Annotated in this window: 10 protein-coding genes and 1 tRNA gene; 2 read left to right on the forward strand and 9 right to left on the reverse strand. The window is 67.7% G+C overall.

Annotated features, from left to right (window positions below; genetic code table 11):
* Positions 1-29: 29 nt before the first annotated feature.
* Both N4261_RS06445 and N4261_RS06450 read left to right on the forward strand, forming a co-directional pair.
* Complete coding sequence (locus tag N4261_RS06445) at positions 30-341, forward strand: DNA-binding protein (RefSeq protein ID WP_261759377.1); 312 nt, start codon at positions 30-32, stop codon at positions 339-341.
* Positions 338-667 carry a BrnA antitoxin family protein gene (locus tag N4261_RS06450; RefSeq protein ID WP_261759378.1) on the forward strand — a complete coding sequence of 110 codons (330 nt, stop codon included), beginning with the start codon at positions 338-340 and terminating at the stop codon, positions 665-667. Before N4261_RS06445 ends, N4261_RS06450 begins: the two co-directional genes overlap by 4 nt.
* A 62-nt stretch (positions 668-729) precedes the next feature.
* On the opposite strand, the gene N4261_RS06455 is transcribed toward N4261_RS06450, so the two are convergent.
* The 9 genes from N4261_RS06455 to N4261_RS06495 all read right to left on the reverse strand — a co-directional run bounded on the left by N4261_RS06455 (position 730) and on the right by N4261_RS06495 (position 14,475).
* The gene (locus N4261_RS06455) at positions 730-1,260 is read right to left on the reverse strand and encodes a Csu type fimbrial protein (RefSeq protein WP_261759379.1); all 531 of its coding nucleotides are present in this window, start codon (positions 1,258-1,260) and stop codon (positions 730-732) included.
* A gap of 490 nt (positions 1,261-1,750) precedes the next feature.
* Entirely contained in the window at positions 1,751-2,671 is a 921-nt protein-coding gene (gene rocF, locus N4261_RS06460; protein WP_261759380.1) for an arginase, read from the reverse strand.
* Complete coding sequence (locus tag N4261_RS06465; protein WP_261759381.1) at positions 2,668-3,564, reverse strand: LOG family protein; 897 nt, start codon at positions 3,562-3,564, stop codon at positions 2,668-2,670. The genes rocF and N4261_RS06465 overlap by 4 nt, the downstream gene beginning before the upstream one ends.
* Positions 3,565-3,667: 103 nt before the next feature.
* The gene (locus tag N4261_RS06470; protein WP_261759382.1) at positions 3,668-4,456 is read right to left on the reverse strand and encodes a HesA/MoeB/ThiF family protein; all 789 of its coding nucleotides are present in this window, start codon (positions 4,454-4,456) and stop codon (positions 3,668-3,670) included.
* 143 nt (positions 4,457-4,599) lie between these two features.
* The gene (locus N4261_RS06475; protein ID WP_261759383.1) at positions 4,600-6,051 is read right to left on the reverse strand and encodes a S41 family peptidase; all 1,452 of its coding nucleotides are present in this window, start codon (positions 6,049-6,051) and stop codon (positions 4,600-4,602) included.
* 402 nt (positions 6,052-6,453) lie between these two features.
* A tRNA-Arg gene (locus N4261_RS06480) sits at positions 6,454-6,528 on the reverse strand.
* 119 nt (positions 6,529-6,647) lie between these two features.
* Positions 6,648-11,405 (reverse strand): translocation/assembly module TamB domain-containing protein, encoded by a 4,758-nt coding sequence (locus N4261_RS06485; RefSeq protein ID WP_261759384.1) that lies wholly within the window; start codon positions 11,403-11,405, stop codon positions 6,648-6,650.
* Positions 11,402-13,297: an autotransporter assembly complex protein TamA gene (locus tag N4261_RS06490; RefSeq protein ID WP_261759385.1), complete on the reverse strand. Its 1,896-nt coding sequence runs from the start codon at positions 13,295-13,297 to the stop codon at positions 11,402-11,404. Before N4261_RS06490 ends, N4261_RS06485 begins: the two co-directional genes overlap by 4 nt.
* Complete coding sequence (locus N4261_RS06495) at positions 13,294-14,475, reverse strand: vWA domain-containing protein (RefSeq protein ID WP_261759386.1); 1,182 nt, start codon at positions 14,473-14,475, stop codon at positions 13,294-13,296. Before N4261_RS06495 ends, N4261_RS06490 begins: the two co-directional genes overlap by 4 nt.
* Positions 14,476-14,495: the final 20 nt, after the last annotated feature.

A 14,495-nucleotide genomic window follows, 5' to 3' on the forward strand; every position in this document is an offset into this window, starting at 1 on the left:
CTAAATTATTTGGGTGGACAATTAATTCAATGCGGACGGTCGTCGAAACGACGGCCTTCCGGAAACAGGCGGCGGCGGTCTGGAGTGATGAAGAGCGCGAGGCGTTCATTGATTTCATCGCGTCGACACCGGATGCGGGTGACGTCATCCCGAACGCTGAAGGCGCTCGGAAAGTGCGTTGGCAGCGCCAAGGCATGGGTAAGCGTGGTGGCGTGCGTGTGATTTACTTTCACTTGTCAGACGAGGAAATCGTGCTGCTCGTCATGGTGTACGCCAAGTCGGAGGTCGATGACGTGCAGCCCCTCGGCATCAAGCGGAGCATCAAGGGGAGCGTCAAATGAAGACCATGAAGACGTTGAATGTCGAGAAGGCGCTGGCCGCCATCGAGTCGGACGCCGGGCAGACGCTGCCTGGCTTGCGTGAGTCTTTGCTGGAGGCAAAGGCGGGTGTGACGGCGCATGTGCATACGCCGGCGGAGATGGCCAGACGTCGCGGACGTCCGGTTGGGAGCGTGGCGGCGGTCACCAAGCAGCCCGTCAAGCTCCGGCTCGATGCGGATGTCCTCGAGGCACTTCGCGCCACCGGAGACGGTTGGCAGACCCGGATCAACGACATGCTTCGAGCCTCGCTGGCCCTGGGAGGTCGGCTTCCCGATCCTGATGCTTGATGCCTGATGCCTGATGCCTGAGGGCTGAGGGCTGATGCCTGAGGGCTTGTCCGTGCTCGCGATCAATAGGTGATCGTCAACGTCACCGTGTCGCTGTAGTTGCCCGGCGGGATGCCGTTGAGCGACGGCAGCCGGCCATACACGGTCAGCATCTGCTGGCTGCCGGTGCCCGTGCCGGTGAAGACGCCGCTGCTGTTGCCGTCGCCCCAGACCTGGGTGCGGCCCGCATCGAGGTAGAGCTGATAGGGCAGGCTGTTGGCGCCGCTCTTCATCGCGCGGTTGCCGAAGGCCGACGCATTGCCGGCGTTGGCCCCCGCACTCAACGCGACGCTGTAGGGCGTGGTGCGGGTGCAGGTCACCGCCAGCGAGGTCAGGGCATCGACCGGCCCCGGCGTCTGCAACGGGTCAATGGCCGTGCCGAAGTTCAAGGTGCTGCCGGAGACATTGCAGGCCACCAGGATGGTCGCGCCAATCTCCAGGGTGCCGCTGCTGGTGGCAGGTGCTGCGGCGGTGATGGATGCAGTGGCCATCAGGGCCAGCGCGGCAAGCGAAGCGCGGATCGACTGCGCATGAATTCGGACGGACGACGACATGGTGAAAGCGTGTTCTTCTGTACATCGCGGAGCTTGGCGGGCCTGTGTGTCCGGTGATGCGATGTCGTCCCCGGAGCGGCCTCTATGCCTGTCCCTGAGTTGCAATTGGACACGACTGGCCGCCATGCGGCGAGTGCGAAAGTCCACATTCAGGCCACCCTCTTTGGAGGGGCTCCCCTAAGCGAGCAGTCGTTCACCGAAGTGGCGAATCGGCATGTCGGATCTGACGAAGCGACTTGCGCCGGCGGTGAACCCGTGCTGCGTACGCTCGATCATCGAAAGGCATGGGTGTCGTCGCGTCGGGTAGCAAGCCCGGAATGGCCTGGCTCATCGGGGCGCAGGACAGGCATTCATCATGGGCGTTGATCACCGCCGCTCATCACCGGAGTGCCCGACACCTTCTCCCTGCTCGGGCTCGATGGACTGCCCGGCCCGACTGGATCCCCCGGCCGGCCAGACCGCATGGCGCTGTCCCTCGCGCGAGGACGACTCAACGTCGCATCAGCGTGGACTTGCCGAACAGCGATTCGATCAGGTCCACTGCCACCAGCGCCGTCTTGTTGCGCACATCCAGGGCGGGATTGAGCTCCATCACGTCCAGCGAGGCCAGCCGGCCGGTGTCCGCGATCATCTCCATGCACAGCTGTGCCTCGCGGTAGGTCGGGCCGCCGGGGATGGTGGTCCCGACGCCGGGCGCGACATCGGGATCGAGGAAGTCCACATCGAAGCTCACATGCAGGTGGGTGTTGGCGTCCATGGTGGCGAGCGCCAGCTCCATCGCATGGCGCATGCCCATCTCATCGATGTAGCGCATGTCGAAGACCTCCAGGCCCACCTCGTGCACGAAGCGCTTCTCGCCGGGGTCCACGCTGCGGATGCCGATCTGGCGGATCCATTTCGGATCGATCGCCGGCACGTGCCCGCCGATCTCGATCAGTTCCTTGGGCCCGTAGCCGCACAGACAGGCCACCGGCATGCCGTGGATGTTGCCGCTCGGGGTGAGGGTGGAGGTGTTGAAGTCCGCATGGGCGTCCAGCCACAGGATGCGCAGCTTCTTGCCGGTCTCGCGACAGTGGCGCGCCACGGCGGAGATCGATCCCAGGCCCAGGCAGTGGTCACCGCCCAGCAGGATGGGCATGCGGCCGCCTTGCAGCTCCGCATGCACCGCGTCATGCACCGCGCGGTTCCAGGCGGTGACCTCCGCGAGGTGCCGATAACCGTCATCCGGTGCCAGCCAGGGATTGGGCGGGCCGGACAGATTGCCGCGATCCAGCACCTCCACCTCGTGGCTGCGCAAGGCTTCGGCCAGGCCAGCGACACGCATGGCCTCCGGGCCCATGCTCGCGCCTCGGGCGCCGGCGCCGACATCCGTGGGGGCGCCGATCAGGCTGACTTGTCGCAAGGGGCTCATATCGGGAACTCCTGGGCTGTGCCGGTGGAGGCGCCGGGCTGGTCGATCTCGTACTCTTTCACGAGCAGGGCCCAGGCCTCGTCGGCGGTTTCAACATAGTGGAAGAGCTGCTCGTCGCCGGGGCTGATCATGCCGGTGTCCAGCAGCAGGTCAAAGTCGATCAGACGCGACCAGAAGTCGCGACCGAACAGCAGGATCGGTCGACGGCGGCATTTGCCGGTCTGGATCAGGGTGAGGGTCTCGAACAGCTCGTCCAAGGTGCCGTAGCCGCCCGGGAAGGCCGCCAGGGCCACCGACCGGATCAGGAAGTGCATCTTGCGCAGGCCGAAGTAGTGGAAGCGGAAGCACAGCTCCGGCGTGATGTACTGGTTGGGACGCTGCTCATGCGGCAGCACGATGTTCAGCCCGATGCTGCGACCGCCGGCCTCATGCGCGCCGCGGTTGCCCGCTTCCATGATGCCCGGCCCGCCGCCGGTCACCACATACAACGGATGCGGATGGTCCTTGGTGTGCTCGGTCACGAGCTGGGCGAACCGGCGCGCTTCCTCATAGAAGCCGCTCATCAGCAGCCGGCGTTCGGCGCGTTGCAGGGCCACGCTGTCGTTGGCGGTGCGGGCCGCGTCGACGGCGGCTTGCGCGGACTCGCGATCGGCAATCCGGGCGCTGCCAAAGATCACCACCGTCGACTGGATGTCCAGCTCCTGCTGGATCAGTTCGGGCTTGAGCAGCTCCAACTGCATCCGCACCGGTCGAAGCTCGGGGCGGACCAGGAAATCGGTGTCGGTGAAGGCCAGGCGATAGGCGTCGGGCGGGTTCTCGTCGAAGCTGGTGAGTTTGGCTTCTTCCTGAGCGGTCTGGAAGTTGCGCGCGGTGAGTTTGTCGTGTCGGTTCATGGTCGGTGGCCCGGGAGCATACGGGCGTCTTCGCTTAATGTTTGTGCGTCCTCAGACGAGGGAATCGGTCGCCGCGGTGGTTTGTTGCGCGACGGACGCAGACTCAGGGCGCGACCGCCGCTGAGTGCGATCCGCGCCAGGCCGCGTGGGGCCCGCAACAGGGGCAGGTGGGATCACGCTGGACCTGCAGGTCGGTCCACTCCATCCGGCGCGCATCCAGCATCAGCAATCGGCCCGGCAACTGGCTGCCCATGCCGGACAGCAGCTTCAGGGCTTCGGCCGCCTGCATGCTGCCGATGATGCCGACCAGCGGCGCCAGCACGCCCATGGTGGCGCAGCGTTGCTCCTCCGGGGGCTGGTCGGCGGGGAAGAGGCAGGCATAGCAGGGCGTATCGATGCCCCGGCTGTCATAGACGCTCAGCTGCGCGTCGAAGCCCAGTGCCGCGCCGGACACCAGCGGCTTGCCGTGGCGCACGCAGGCGGCGTTGATCGCATGTCGGGTGGTGAAGTTGTCGGTGCAGTCCAGCACCAGGTCGGCCTGCGGCACCAGCTCGTCCAGCAGCGCGGCATCGGCGCGCGCGATCACGGGTCTCACCCGGGGTTCGGGGTTGATCGCCGCAATGCCGGCGGCCGCGGAGATCGCCTTGGGCTGCTCCAGCCGGTCCAGGCTGTGCGCGATCTGGCGCTGCAGGTTGGTCAGGTCCACCCGGTCATGATCGACCAGGGTGATGTGGCCCACGCCGGCCGTGCCCAGAAACAGCGCCACCGGCGATCCCAGCCCGCCGGCGCCGATCACCAGCGCATGGGCGTCCAGCAGCCGCTGCTGACCCTCCACGCCGATGTCGTCCAGCAGGATGTGGCGCGAGTAGCGCAGCAATTGCTCGTCATCCATAGACGGCAAGCATAGCGGCGACGCCGACCGCCTGGGGCGAGCGGCGGAAAAGAGAAAGGCCCCTTGCGGGGCCTTTCGTGGGATGCATCAGGTGCGGCAGCGTGCGGCAACGTGTCCGGAGGTCCCGGCGCCGCCGTCACGCGTCACTCCTTGGTGGTCTTGGCCTCGGCCTTGCGCTCGACGGCGGTCTTGGAGATCGCCACCGGCTTGCCCTTGAGCTGATTCAGGGCCTGCTGCAGCGGGAAGTCCTCGGGGCTGCCGAACTCCGGCAGCGGCTTGAGCGGCTCGCCGCGCTTGGCGTACTCGGCCTCGAGCTTTTGGCGGCGCTCTTCGCGCAGCTTCTCGAGTGCCTTCGTGCGGGCGTCGTCGGCCTTTTCATCGGTGCCGGAGAGATGCTTCTCCAGGTCGGCCTCGCGCATGCGCAGTTCGGCGAAGACATTGCCTTCGGCGGTTTCGTCGATGGCCAGGTCGGGCACGATGCCCATGGCCTGGATCGAGCGCCCGCTGGGGGTGTAGTAGCGCGCGGTGGTCAGTTTCACGGCCGTGTCGGGACCGAGCTGACGGACCGTCTGCACCGATCCCTTGCCGAAGGTCTGGGCGCCCATCACGACGGCGCGCTTGTGGTCCTGCAGTGCCCCGGCCACGATCTCGCTGGCCGAGGCGGAGCCTTCGTTCACCAGCACGACCAGCGGCACGTTCTTCACCGAATCCGGCAGCTTGCGCAGCGGATCACTCGCACCGCGGCGCACATAGAAGTCGGGGCTGGCCTTGTAGCTGGCCTTGGACTCGGCCAGTTGGCCGTTGGTCGACACCACTTCCACATCCTTGGGCAGGAAGGCCGCGGAGATCGCCACCGCGCCCTCGAGCAGGCCGCCCGGGTCGTTGCGCAGGTCCAGCACCACGCCCTTGAGCTTGGGGTCCTGCTTGTAGAGGTCGGCCAGCTTCTGGGTGAAGTCCTCGACGGTACGGTCCTGGAACTGGCTCACCCGCACCCAGGCGAAGCCGGGTTCGACCATCTTGGCGCGCACGCTCTGGACCCGGATTTCTTCACGGGCGATGGTGATCGGGAAGGTGCGGCTTTCCGTCTTGCGGTAGATGGACAGCGTCACCTTGGTGTTGGGCTCGCCGCGCATGCGCTTGACCGCCTGGTCCAGCGTCATGCCGCGCACCGCGGTGTCGTCGATCTTGCTGATCAGGTCGCCGCTCCTGAGGCCGGCGCGGAAGGCCGGGGAGCCTTCGATCGGGGAGACGATCTTGACCAGGCCGTCTTCCATGCCGATCTCGATGCCCACGCCGACGAAGCGGCCGGAGGTGCTTTCGCGGAATTCCTTGAAGCTCTTCTTGTCGAAGAACTGCGAGTGCGGATCGAGGCCGGAGACCATGCCGGAGATGGCGTCGTTGATGAGTTTCTTCTCATCGACGTTCTCGACGTAGTCAGCCTTGACGATGCCAAACACCGCGGCCAGCTGCTGGAGTTCTTCCAGCGGCAGCGGCGCGGCCGTGCTGCGGGCATTCGCTTGCAGCTGCATCGTGGTCAACACGCCGGCCATCGCTCCCAATGCGACCCAGCCCGCAACTTTCAGTTTGGCGCCCATGATGCGAAAAATCCTTCTGTGTACAGCTTGACTGCCAGCGCCCTTGTCGCCCGCCTGGCGGACGCAGCGAGGGCTTGCTCAGTATATGCCTCGGGGAAAAAACCATCCGGCATGGAGAAACCGGTTTACCCCTCATTTACCAGCATCTCGTGGATTGATGGCGGATCGGGGCAGTGCGGCCTGTCGGGGCCGGTGGTTCGGTCGTGGCGCGCGGGAAAAGGGCGGCGGCGGCGCCATGACGTTCGGCATGGTGGCGATGCGGTCTACCGCATGGCCCTCTACCGCATGGGAGAGGGATCGCAAGGTGGCGTACGGGATCGCAAGGGAAGGCGCAGATTACGCACCGATTACGCACTGATGGCGCTCTTGATCGCGCACGGCGGCGCGGATGACGCTTCACGCTGGTCCCTCCGACAGGAATCGAACCTGTATTTGCCGCTTAGGAGGCGGCCGTTCTATCCATTGAACTACGGAGAGCAGGCAGTGGATGCCCGGGACACTCGCGGCGCCGGGAGCCGGTCACCGCGAAGCGGCGGATTCTCGCATGGAAGCGCTGGCGCTTACACCGAACTCGTCACCGCCACGGCACTCCCGCCTCACTCCCACTTCCACTGCCAGATCACATCCAGCCCCTGCTGGTCCTCGCCGGCTTGGGCCCGCAGCGTGAAGCGCTGCGCCACCTTGTAGATGAGCTGCCAATTGCCGGTGGTGGCGTTCAGTCCGCGCTCATACGCCACGAACACATTGCGGCTGAGCTGCTTGCCCAACCGCACCACCGTGCCGCGCGCATCGTCGCCTTCACCGCTGAACGACAACTCATCCAGGCCGATGTTGTGGATGATCTTGTCGCTGGTGCTTTCACCGTCGCCGCTGATCAGCGCCATCGCCGCGCGTTGCATCAGCGCTGTGTCGCTGCGGCCCAGGTTGTCGGGTGAGCGGCCAAGCACCAGCCAGGAGAGCTTGTTGGTCTCGCTCATGTCCGGATCGGAATAAAGCTTGATGCGCGGGTTGGTGGCGGTGCCGGTGACCGACACGCCCACGCGCACATCGTCGTTCTCCAGCCCCGGGCGGATGGCCAGCACGTCCAGCCGCGGGTTGTCCAGCGGGCCGTTGAAGGTGAAGATGCCGCGCTCCACCACCAGCTTCTGGCCGTAGGCATTGAAGGTGCCGCCTTCGCTGGAGACTTCCCCCTCCATCGTCGGCTTGGCCTGGCCGTCCTGCGCCAGGTGCAGCACGCCGCGGATGCGGGTGTCGATGCCATAGCCCTTGAGTTGCAGGCGCCGTCCCAGTTCCAGATCCAGGTCGAGCTTCACCCGCAGCGGCCGGCCGTTGATCTCCGCCGCCCTCGGAGGCGCACTCTGCCGGACCACCTGCACGTCGCTGTCGAGCTGCGGTGCGTCGCCGCGCGAGAAGTCGAACAAGCCCTCGTTGACAACGAAGCGGCCCTTCAGATCCAGCAACTCGGCGCTGGCCTTGATCTGTGCCGTGCCGCTGGCGACCACCCGGCGATCGACCCGTTGCAGCAGTGCGAAGGTGTCGGCCTTGAGGACAAGTTCGGCACGCGGATTGGCGCCGAAGTGCAGTTGCCCCTCGGCGCTGACCTGGCCGTTGCCGCCCTTGGCGACGAACTTCTCCAACTGAGCCTGGGTGCCGTTCATGGTGAGCGCCAGCTCGCCCTGGTTCATGTCCACGCCCATCAGCGCGTTGCGCAATGCCAGCTTCTGGCCGCCCGCCTGCCCGCGAACTTCGGGCGCACCCAAGGTCCCGCCCAGGCTCAGGGTGGCATAGAGACTGCCGCCCAATCGCCAGCCGGCCGGCAGCCACGGCCCCCAGTTGCCGAGGTTGTCCACCTTGGCTTCCAGCGCGCCTTCCAGCTTGGATGACGAGGACGGCAAGGCGTGTGGATCGCTGGTGCGCGCGGTGATCGCGCCGCCGACCGCGCCCATGTTCTGACCCGCGATGCCCTGCGTCAGGTGCCACACGCCGTTCTCCGCCAGCAGTCCCAGGCGCAGGTCGGTCAGGCCCAGTCGCTGGGTGCTGACTTCGTCGGTCACCGTCAGGTCGCCGGCCGTGCGGGAGAGCGACAGATCGATGGTCAGTCCGCGAGGATCACGCCGGCTCTTCAAGTGGCCATCGATGCGCAGATCACCCCCCCAGCCGAAGTCCGGCTGCAGCTTGTTGAGCACCGGCGCTGCCGACAGCGGCTCCAGCTCCATCTGCACATCCCAGTCCTTCGGCGCCTGCCAGATCAGGCGATCCCAGCGCAGTCCGGCGCCCAGCACCTCCAGCCGGCCGGGCGCGACCTGCGCCTGACGCGGCGTGACGCCGGGCTCCAGCCTCAGGGCCAGGGTCAGCGGTCCCGCCTTGAACAGCGGCTCGGACTGCGGATTGGCCTGCAGCAGCAACTTGAGGTCGCGGGCCTGCCAGAGCGCGCCTTGGCGCCAGGCGACCAAGGGATCTGCGTCCAGCGCTCCCGCCAGCGAAACTTCCGCCCGAGCGCCCTGGGGATCGAGCTGCAACCGGCTGGCGACACTGCTGCTGGCCGCCTGGGCCCGCGCGACCACCTTGGTCTGCGTCGGCGCCGTCAGGACTGGCGGCAGCGGCACCTGGCCGTTGGATTCCAGCTTGAGCTGGTGCTGGGACCAACTGCCGTCGAGAGTCAGTGTGGTCTGTTCCAGCCGGATGTTCTGCGGCGCCGCCCGCAGCTGCTTGATCTGGGTGGTCCAGCTGAGCGCGGCCTCGCGCAGGCTGGAGACCTTCCAGTCGCCCGAAGCGGTGTCGATCGACAGCGGCCAGCGGGCATTGGCCGCCGGGCTGGCGCCGGTGCGAACGGCGGCGGTCGAGCCGGTCAGCGCTGGCAGGCCCGGCACGCCGGCCAGGGCAAAGCCGCTCAACTGCCAACGGCCCTCGCTGCTGTAGCGGGCGCTGCGGGTGCCCGGCTGCACCAACTGGACGGCGGCCTTGGCCTGCAGCGCGCCCTGGAGGGCGGCCGCGGGGAACTCCGCCCGCAGCAGCGGCTGCAGGCTGGCGAGCTTGGGCGCGTCCAGGTCGATGCTCAGGTCCACCTGCTCACCGCCGCGCTTGAGCGCCGGATCGATGCGGCTGCGCGCCTGCAGCGAGGCGTCAGCCAGGCGCAGATCGGCCTGCAGATCGGGCACCGCGTTGGCGGCCCGCGCATAGCGCACCTGGCCCTGCAGCGGCAGCCCGTGCCAGACGCTGGGCTGCAGATCGAGGTTGGCCCGACCCTGCGGCCACAAGCTGCCGCGCACCGATTGCAGCTGTGCCTGCAGCTTGCCGTTCAACACCTGTGCGGTCGACGGCGGCAGCGACGAGGCGTCGGTCGAGGTCGTCGCATTGGCAGTGCGTGGCGTCGTGGCCGTCGGCGGGGAAGACGCAGACGCCGACGCAGACGTCGGTGCAGAAGTCGATGCCGGTCGCGCTGCCGATGCCGATCCGGATCCGGATGCCGAAATCGGCGGCACGGCGGCCGCCTTGGCTGGCGCGGGGCGGCGGGGCAAGGCGACCTGCGGGGTTTGCGGCGTGCGCAGCGGGAAGGTCTGCGCGACCGACTCTTCCGGGGCGACCGCCGAGGCGCCCGCCACCGGCAGTACGGCGGAAGCGGCCGCCGACGCGGTCCCCCCCTTCGCCGCTGAGGGTGACACCCGCTTGGTCCCCACCCGCGCCTGCGCGCCGCGCGCGGTCGTGGCCGGCGCAGCCGCACGGGCGCTCGGCGCCGCACCGGTCAAGCGACGCGGGTCCAGGCCCTGGATCGAGGCATCCAGGTCGGCCTTCCAGCCCTCGGCCATGCTGAGCGCCTGGTTCAGCGTCAGCGAGCCGGTGGCCTGCAAGGTCGCCGGGCCGGAGCGGGCATGGAGCTTCTCCAGTTCAATGGCCTGGGGACGCAGCTCAGCCGCCAGTGCCACCTCCAGCGGTGCTTGCAAACGGCCTTGGCCCAGTTGCCCTGCCAGCTCGCCTTCCACGCGAAGGGCCTGGTCGGGGTCGGTCTGGGTCAGCGAGGCGGTGCTGCTCAGGCGCAGCTCGCCCCGGGCCTGGACCACCGGCCAGCGCTGGTCGATCTGGCGGCTGTCCAAGCCGTCCAGTTTCAGCGTCAGCACCGTGCCGTCCTTGGCGCTGGTCTGTCCGACCGCGCGAAGTCGGCCACCGCCGGTCAACAGGGCGTCCAGACGCGGCAGCTTCAGGCGCGTCCAGTGGTTGGGATCGAGCAGCAGGTCCAGCTGCAACTCGCGCAGCGGCAGGCGATCCTGGTCGAGCCGGCCGGCGGCGGTGTTGTCCAGATCGGCCTTGACCGACAGCGCACCGTCCTTCGTCGGATCGACCAGGATCCGGCCCGTCAGTCCGGTGTGGGGCACGCCCGGTGTGCCGGGCAGCAGGGCGGCCAAGTCCAGCGCCTGGGCTTCGGCCTGCAACTGCGCCAGCGGGAAGGATGCAAACGGCAGCAGGCGCGCTTGCAGCAGCAACTTCTGGCGTGCCGCCTCTAATTGGCCCTTCAGGCTCAGGTCTTTCAGCGGACCGTCAAGCCGGAACGGTGCGGTCCACGGCAGCTCGCCTTGGGGTTGGCTCAGCCGCCACTGGCTGGACAGGGTGAGGTCTTCCCGTGCACTGATCTGCGCCTGTCCGGCGAGGGTCAGCTGTTGCCACTGCAGCGAACCGAGCGTGAGACGGTGGTGTTCGCCGCCATCAGCGCCCAGAGCCAGACTGCCCCGCAGCGCGCGCAAGGGCTGCGCCAGGCCGGGCGCATGCAGTTCACCAATCTCCAGATCCCGCACCGTCACGGCCACCGGCGTGAGCAGGCCGGCTGGCGGCTTGAGCGGCTCGGTGCTGTCCGATGACGCGACTTGCACCCGCAGCCGGGCCACCGCCAGGCGATCCGCCTGCACCTCGCCCCAGAGCATCGGCGACCGGTTCCACACCAGGCGCACGCCGCGCCACTGCAATTGCTCCAGCACCACGCGGTCGTCGCTGCCCGGCAGGATGAACTCGGCGCGCTCGACATCGAAATCACCCAGCAGACGGCCCTGGGCGTTTTGCAGCGTCAATCCCGGGACCTTGGACAGCACCCAGGCAGTGCCGCCTTCGGTCTTCAAAGCCCAGGTCAGCCCCAGCAGCAGCAGGCCGATGAGCACCGGCACAGCCAGCAATGCCCACAGCAGACCGCGTGCGCGACGGCGTCGCCGCGGCGGCGGCGCAGCGCCATCGTCGGTTCCCCCCGACGGGGGCGAGGGCGGAACGGACGGCGGCAGGGAAGGGCCGCCGGCGCCGTTCGCGGGCGCTGCGGTGTCAGAGGTCGGCGGCGGCGTCAGCGCCGGGCGCTCGTGGTCGGGCGTCTCGTTCATAGCGCGATGGCCACGCTGAAATGCAGACGGAACTTGTCCACCAGGTTGCCCTTGGCGAAGTCCATCCGCAGCACGCCCACCGGGCTGCGGTAGCGCAGTCCGGCGCCGTAGGCCCAGGCGGGGGTGTAGTCGCCCCAGTTGCGGGCGGCCTGGCCGGCGTCCAGGAAGACGGCGCCCATCAGTTGCGGCACGCGCGGCGTCAGCGGATGCGAGACTTCCACGCTGCCGTTGAGCAGCACCCGGCCGCCGGTCTGGTTGCCGGCGGAGTCCAGCGGACCGAGCTCGTTGTAGCCGTAGCCGCGCACGCTGTCGTCGCCGCCGGTGCGAAAGCGCAGGGCCTCGGGCAGGCCCAGCTTGCCCTTGGCGATGATCTGGCCCGCTTCCAGCCGCGTGGCCAGCAGCCAGCGCGAGGGCAGCGGCGAATACCAGAACACCTTGGCCTGGGCGCGGCCGAACGGGCCGTTCCGCTCGGTGGTGCTGTTGGCCCAGCCGCCGCCGACCAGCAGGCTGGCACTCCAGCCCTTGGTGGGCAGCAGCTTGGAATCCAGGCGGCGCCAGATGCGCTGCTCATTCAGCGACACGGCGCCCGCCACGGTGGTCTCCACATTCGGCGCATGCTCCCAGGAGCGCAAGGTCTCGATGTAGTCCAGCCGGTCTTCCGGTTCCGTCTCCCGGGCGTAGCCGAGTCGGGCGCGCAGGTTGACGTTGACCTGGTCGTCGCTGCTCTTGAGCCGCTCCAGATAGAGCGCTGCCAGGCTGCGCTGCATGCCGGGTTGCGGATGGGAGCTGATTTCGGTGTCGATCGAACGCTTGTCGCGGCCGATGTTGAGCTTGGTGCGCTCGCGGATGTTCAGTCCGAACGGCTTGCGGTGCATGTGTTCGATACCGACGTTCGGTCCGTCCACGCTGTGATAGCCCAGGCTGGTGGTGATCTGCTGACGCGGTGCTTCACGCAGCTTGGCGGTGACGGGCACCTCCACCGTCTCCACGCCGGGCGCTGGGGTCACGGCCTCGGGCTGGATCTCGACGCTGGCGCTGTCGAACAGTTGGGTGCCGACCAGGCGCTCCTGGAAGTCCAGCAACAGGCGCTCGTTGTAGGGATCGTGCTCCCGGTAGCCCGCCAGGCGCCGCACGGCGGCCTCCGGCTGATGCTTGAGTCCTTCGATCTGCAGCTCACCCAGGGTGAACAGCGGACCGCTTTCCAGCGTGACGGCCAGATCGACCTGGTTGTCGTCGGCCATGACCACCGCTTCGCTGTGGGTCATGCGGGCCAGTGGATAGCCCTGGGCCCGGGCCCGGGTCAGCAGCGCGTTCTTGGCGGCGGCCCAGTCGCCCTGGCTGAAACCGGTCTGCGGCGGCAGCAGCCAGCTTTGGTTGAGGGTGCGAGTCAGGGCGCCGGCCAGCTTGTCGCCACGATCGGCCATCGCCTTGAGCGGGCCTTCGATCTGCAGGTCCAGCGTGCCGATCATCGCGCGCGGGCCGGTGTCGACCACCAGCCGCAGGTTGCGCACGCCGTCGGACAGGTCGCCCACTTCCTCGGTGCGCACCTTGGCATTGAAGTAGCCGGCCGTCTCCAGCAGTTGACGGGCCTGCTCCGGCGCCACGGCAGCCAGTCGGCGCAGTTCCGCAGCGGTCAGCCGCATGTCTTCGGGTGTGTCCCGGAAACGGGCCAGGTCCAGATGCTGAAGCAGCAGCGCGCGCAGCTCGGGCGGCGCCTCCACCGTCAGCTCGTAGGACGCAATCCGGCGGCGCTCGCCCTCGGGGCGGCCATCGTCCGGTTCCTCGGCGGCGGCCACCTGGAGCTTGGCCTTTCGGTCGGAGGGCAGCAAGGCGCAGCCGCCCAGCAGGGTCGCCATCAGGGCGCCCAGCGTCAGGGTCAGCAGGGCCCTCATCGGTTGAGAACGCGCATCGCCTGTTCAAGTCCGCTCATCGTCAGGGGCATCATTCGTTGCTGCATCAGTTGCTGGATCAGCGAGATGCTCTGGCGGTATTGCCACACGCCGGCCGGCTCGGGATTGATCCACACATGTTTCGGAAAGGCATGAGTCAGCCGCTGCAGCCATTCGGCTCCGGCTTCTTCGTTGTTGTATTCGACGCTGCCGCCGGGTTGCAGGATCTCGTAGGGGCTCATGGTGGCGTCGCCCACGAAGATCAGCTTGTAGTCGCGGTTGTATTTGTGGATGAGATCCCAGGTGGAGGTCTTTTCGGCGAACCGCCTGCGGTTGTTCTTCCACACGAAGTCATAGACGCAGTTGTGGAAGTAGAAGAACTCCAGGTGCTTGAACTCGCTCTTCACCGCGGAGAACAGCTCCTCGACCCGGCTGACATGCTCGTCCATCGTGCCGCCCACATCCATGAGCAGCAGCAGCTTCACCTTGTTGTGCCGCTCCGGGATCATGCGGATGTCCAGCATGCCCGCATTGGCGGCGGTCTTGTGGATGGTGTCGTCCAGGTCCAGCTCGAGCTCGGAGCCTTCGCGGGCGAAGCGCCGCAGCCGGCGCAGCGCCACCTTGATGTTGCGGGTGCCGAGTTCGATGTGGTCGTCGTAGTCGCGGTAGCTGCGCTGGTCCCAGACCTTCACCGCACTGCGCTGCCCGCCGGGTCCGCCGATGCGCACCCCGCGCGGGTTCACCCCGCCGTTGCCGAACGGGCTGGTCCCGCCGGTGCCGATCCAGCGGTTGCCGCCCTCATGGCGTTCCTGCTGCTCGTCCAGCCGCTGGCGCAGGGTGTCCATCAGCTCGTCCCAGTCCAGCGCCTTGAGCTGGGCCAGTTGCTCGGGCGTGAGCTCGCGCTCCAACTGCTTGGTGAGCCAGTCCTGGGGCAGGGCCTTGAACAGGTCGCCCATCAGCTCGACGCCCTTGAAATAGGCGCCGAAGGCCCGGTCGAACTTGTCGAACAGCGCCTCGTCCTTCACCAGGCTGGTGCGGGCCAGGACGTAGAACTTCTCGACGGTCGGACCGCCGTCGTCGTCCAGCACGCCCGCCTTCATGGCTTCGAGCAGGGTCAGGTACTCCTTGACCGAGACTGGGAGTTTGGCGGCGCGCAGCGTGTAGAAAAACTGGATGAGCATGGGCCTCCCCCCTGAACTGC

This window comes from Roseateles amylovorans (genome assembly GCF_025398155.2).
Taxonomy (GTDB): Bacteria; Pseudomonadota; Gammaproteobacteria; order Burkholderiales; family Burkholderiaceae_C; genus Roseateles; species Roseateles amylovorans.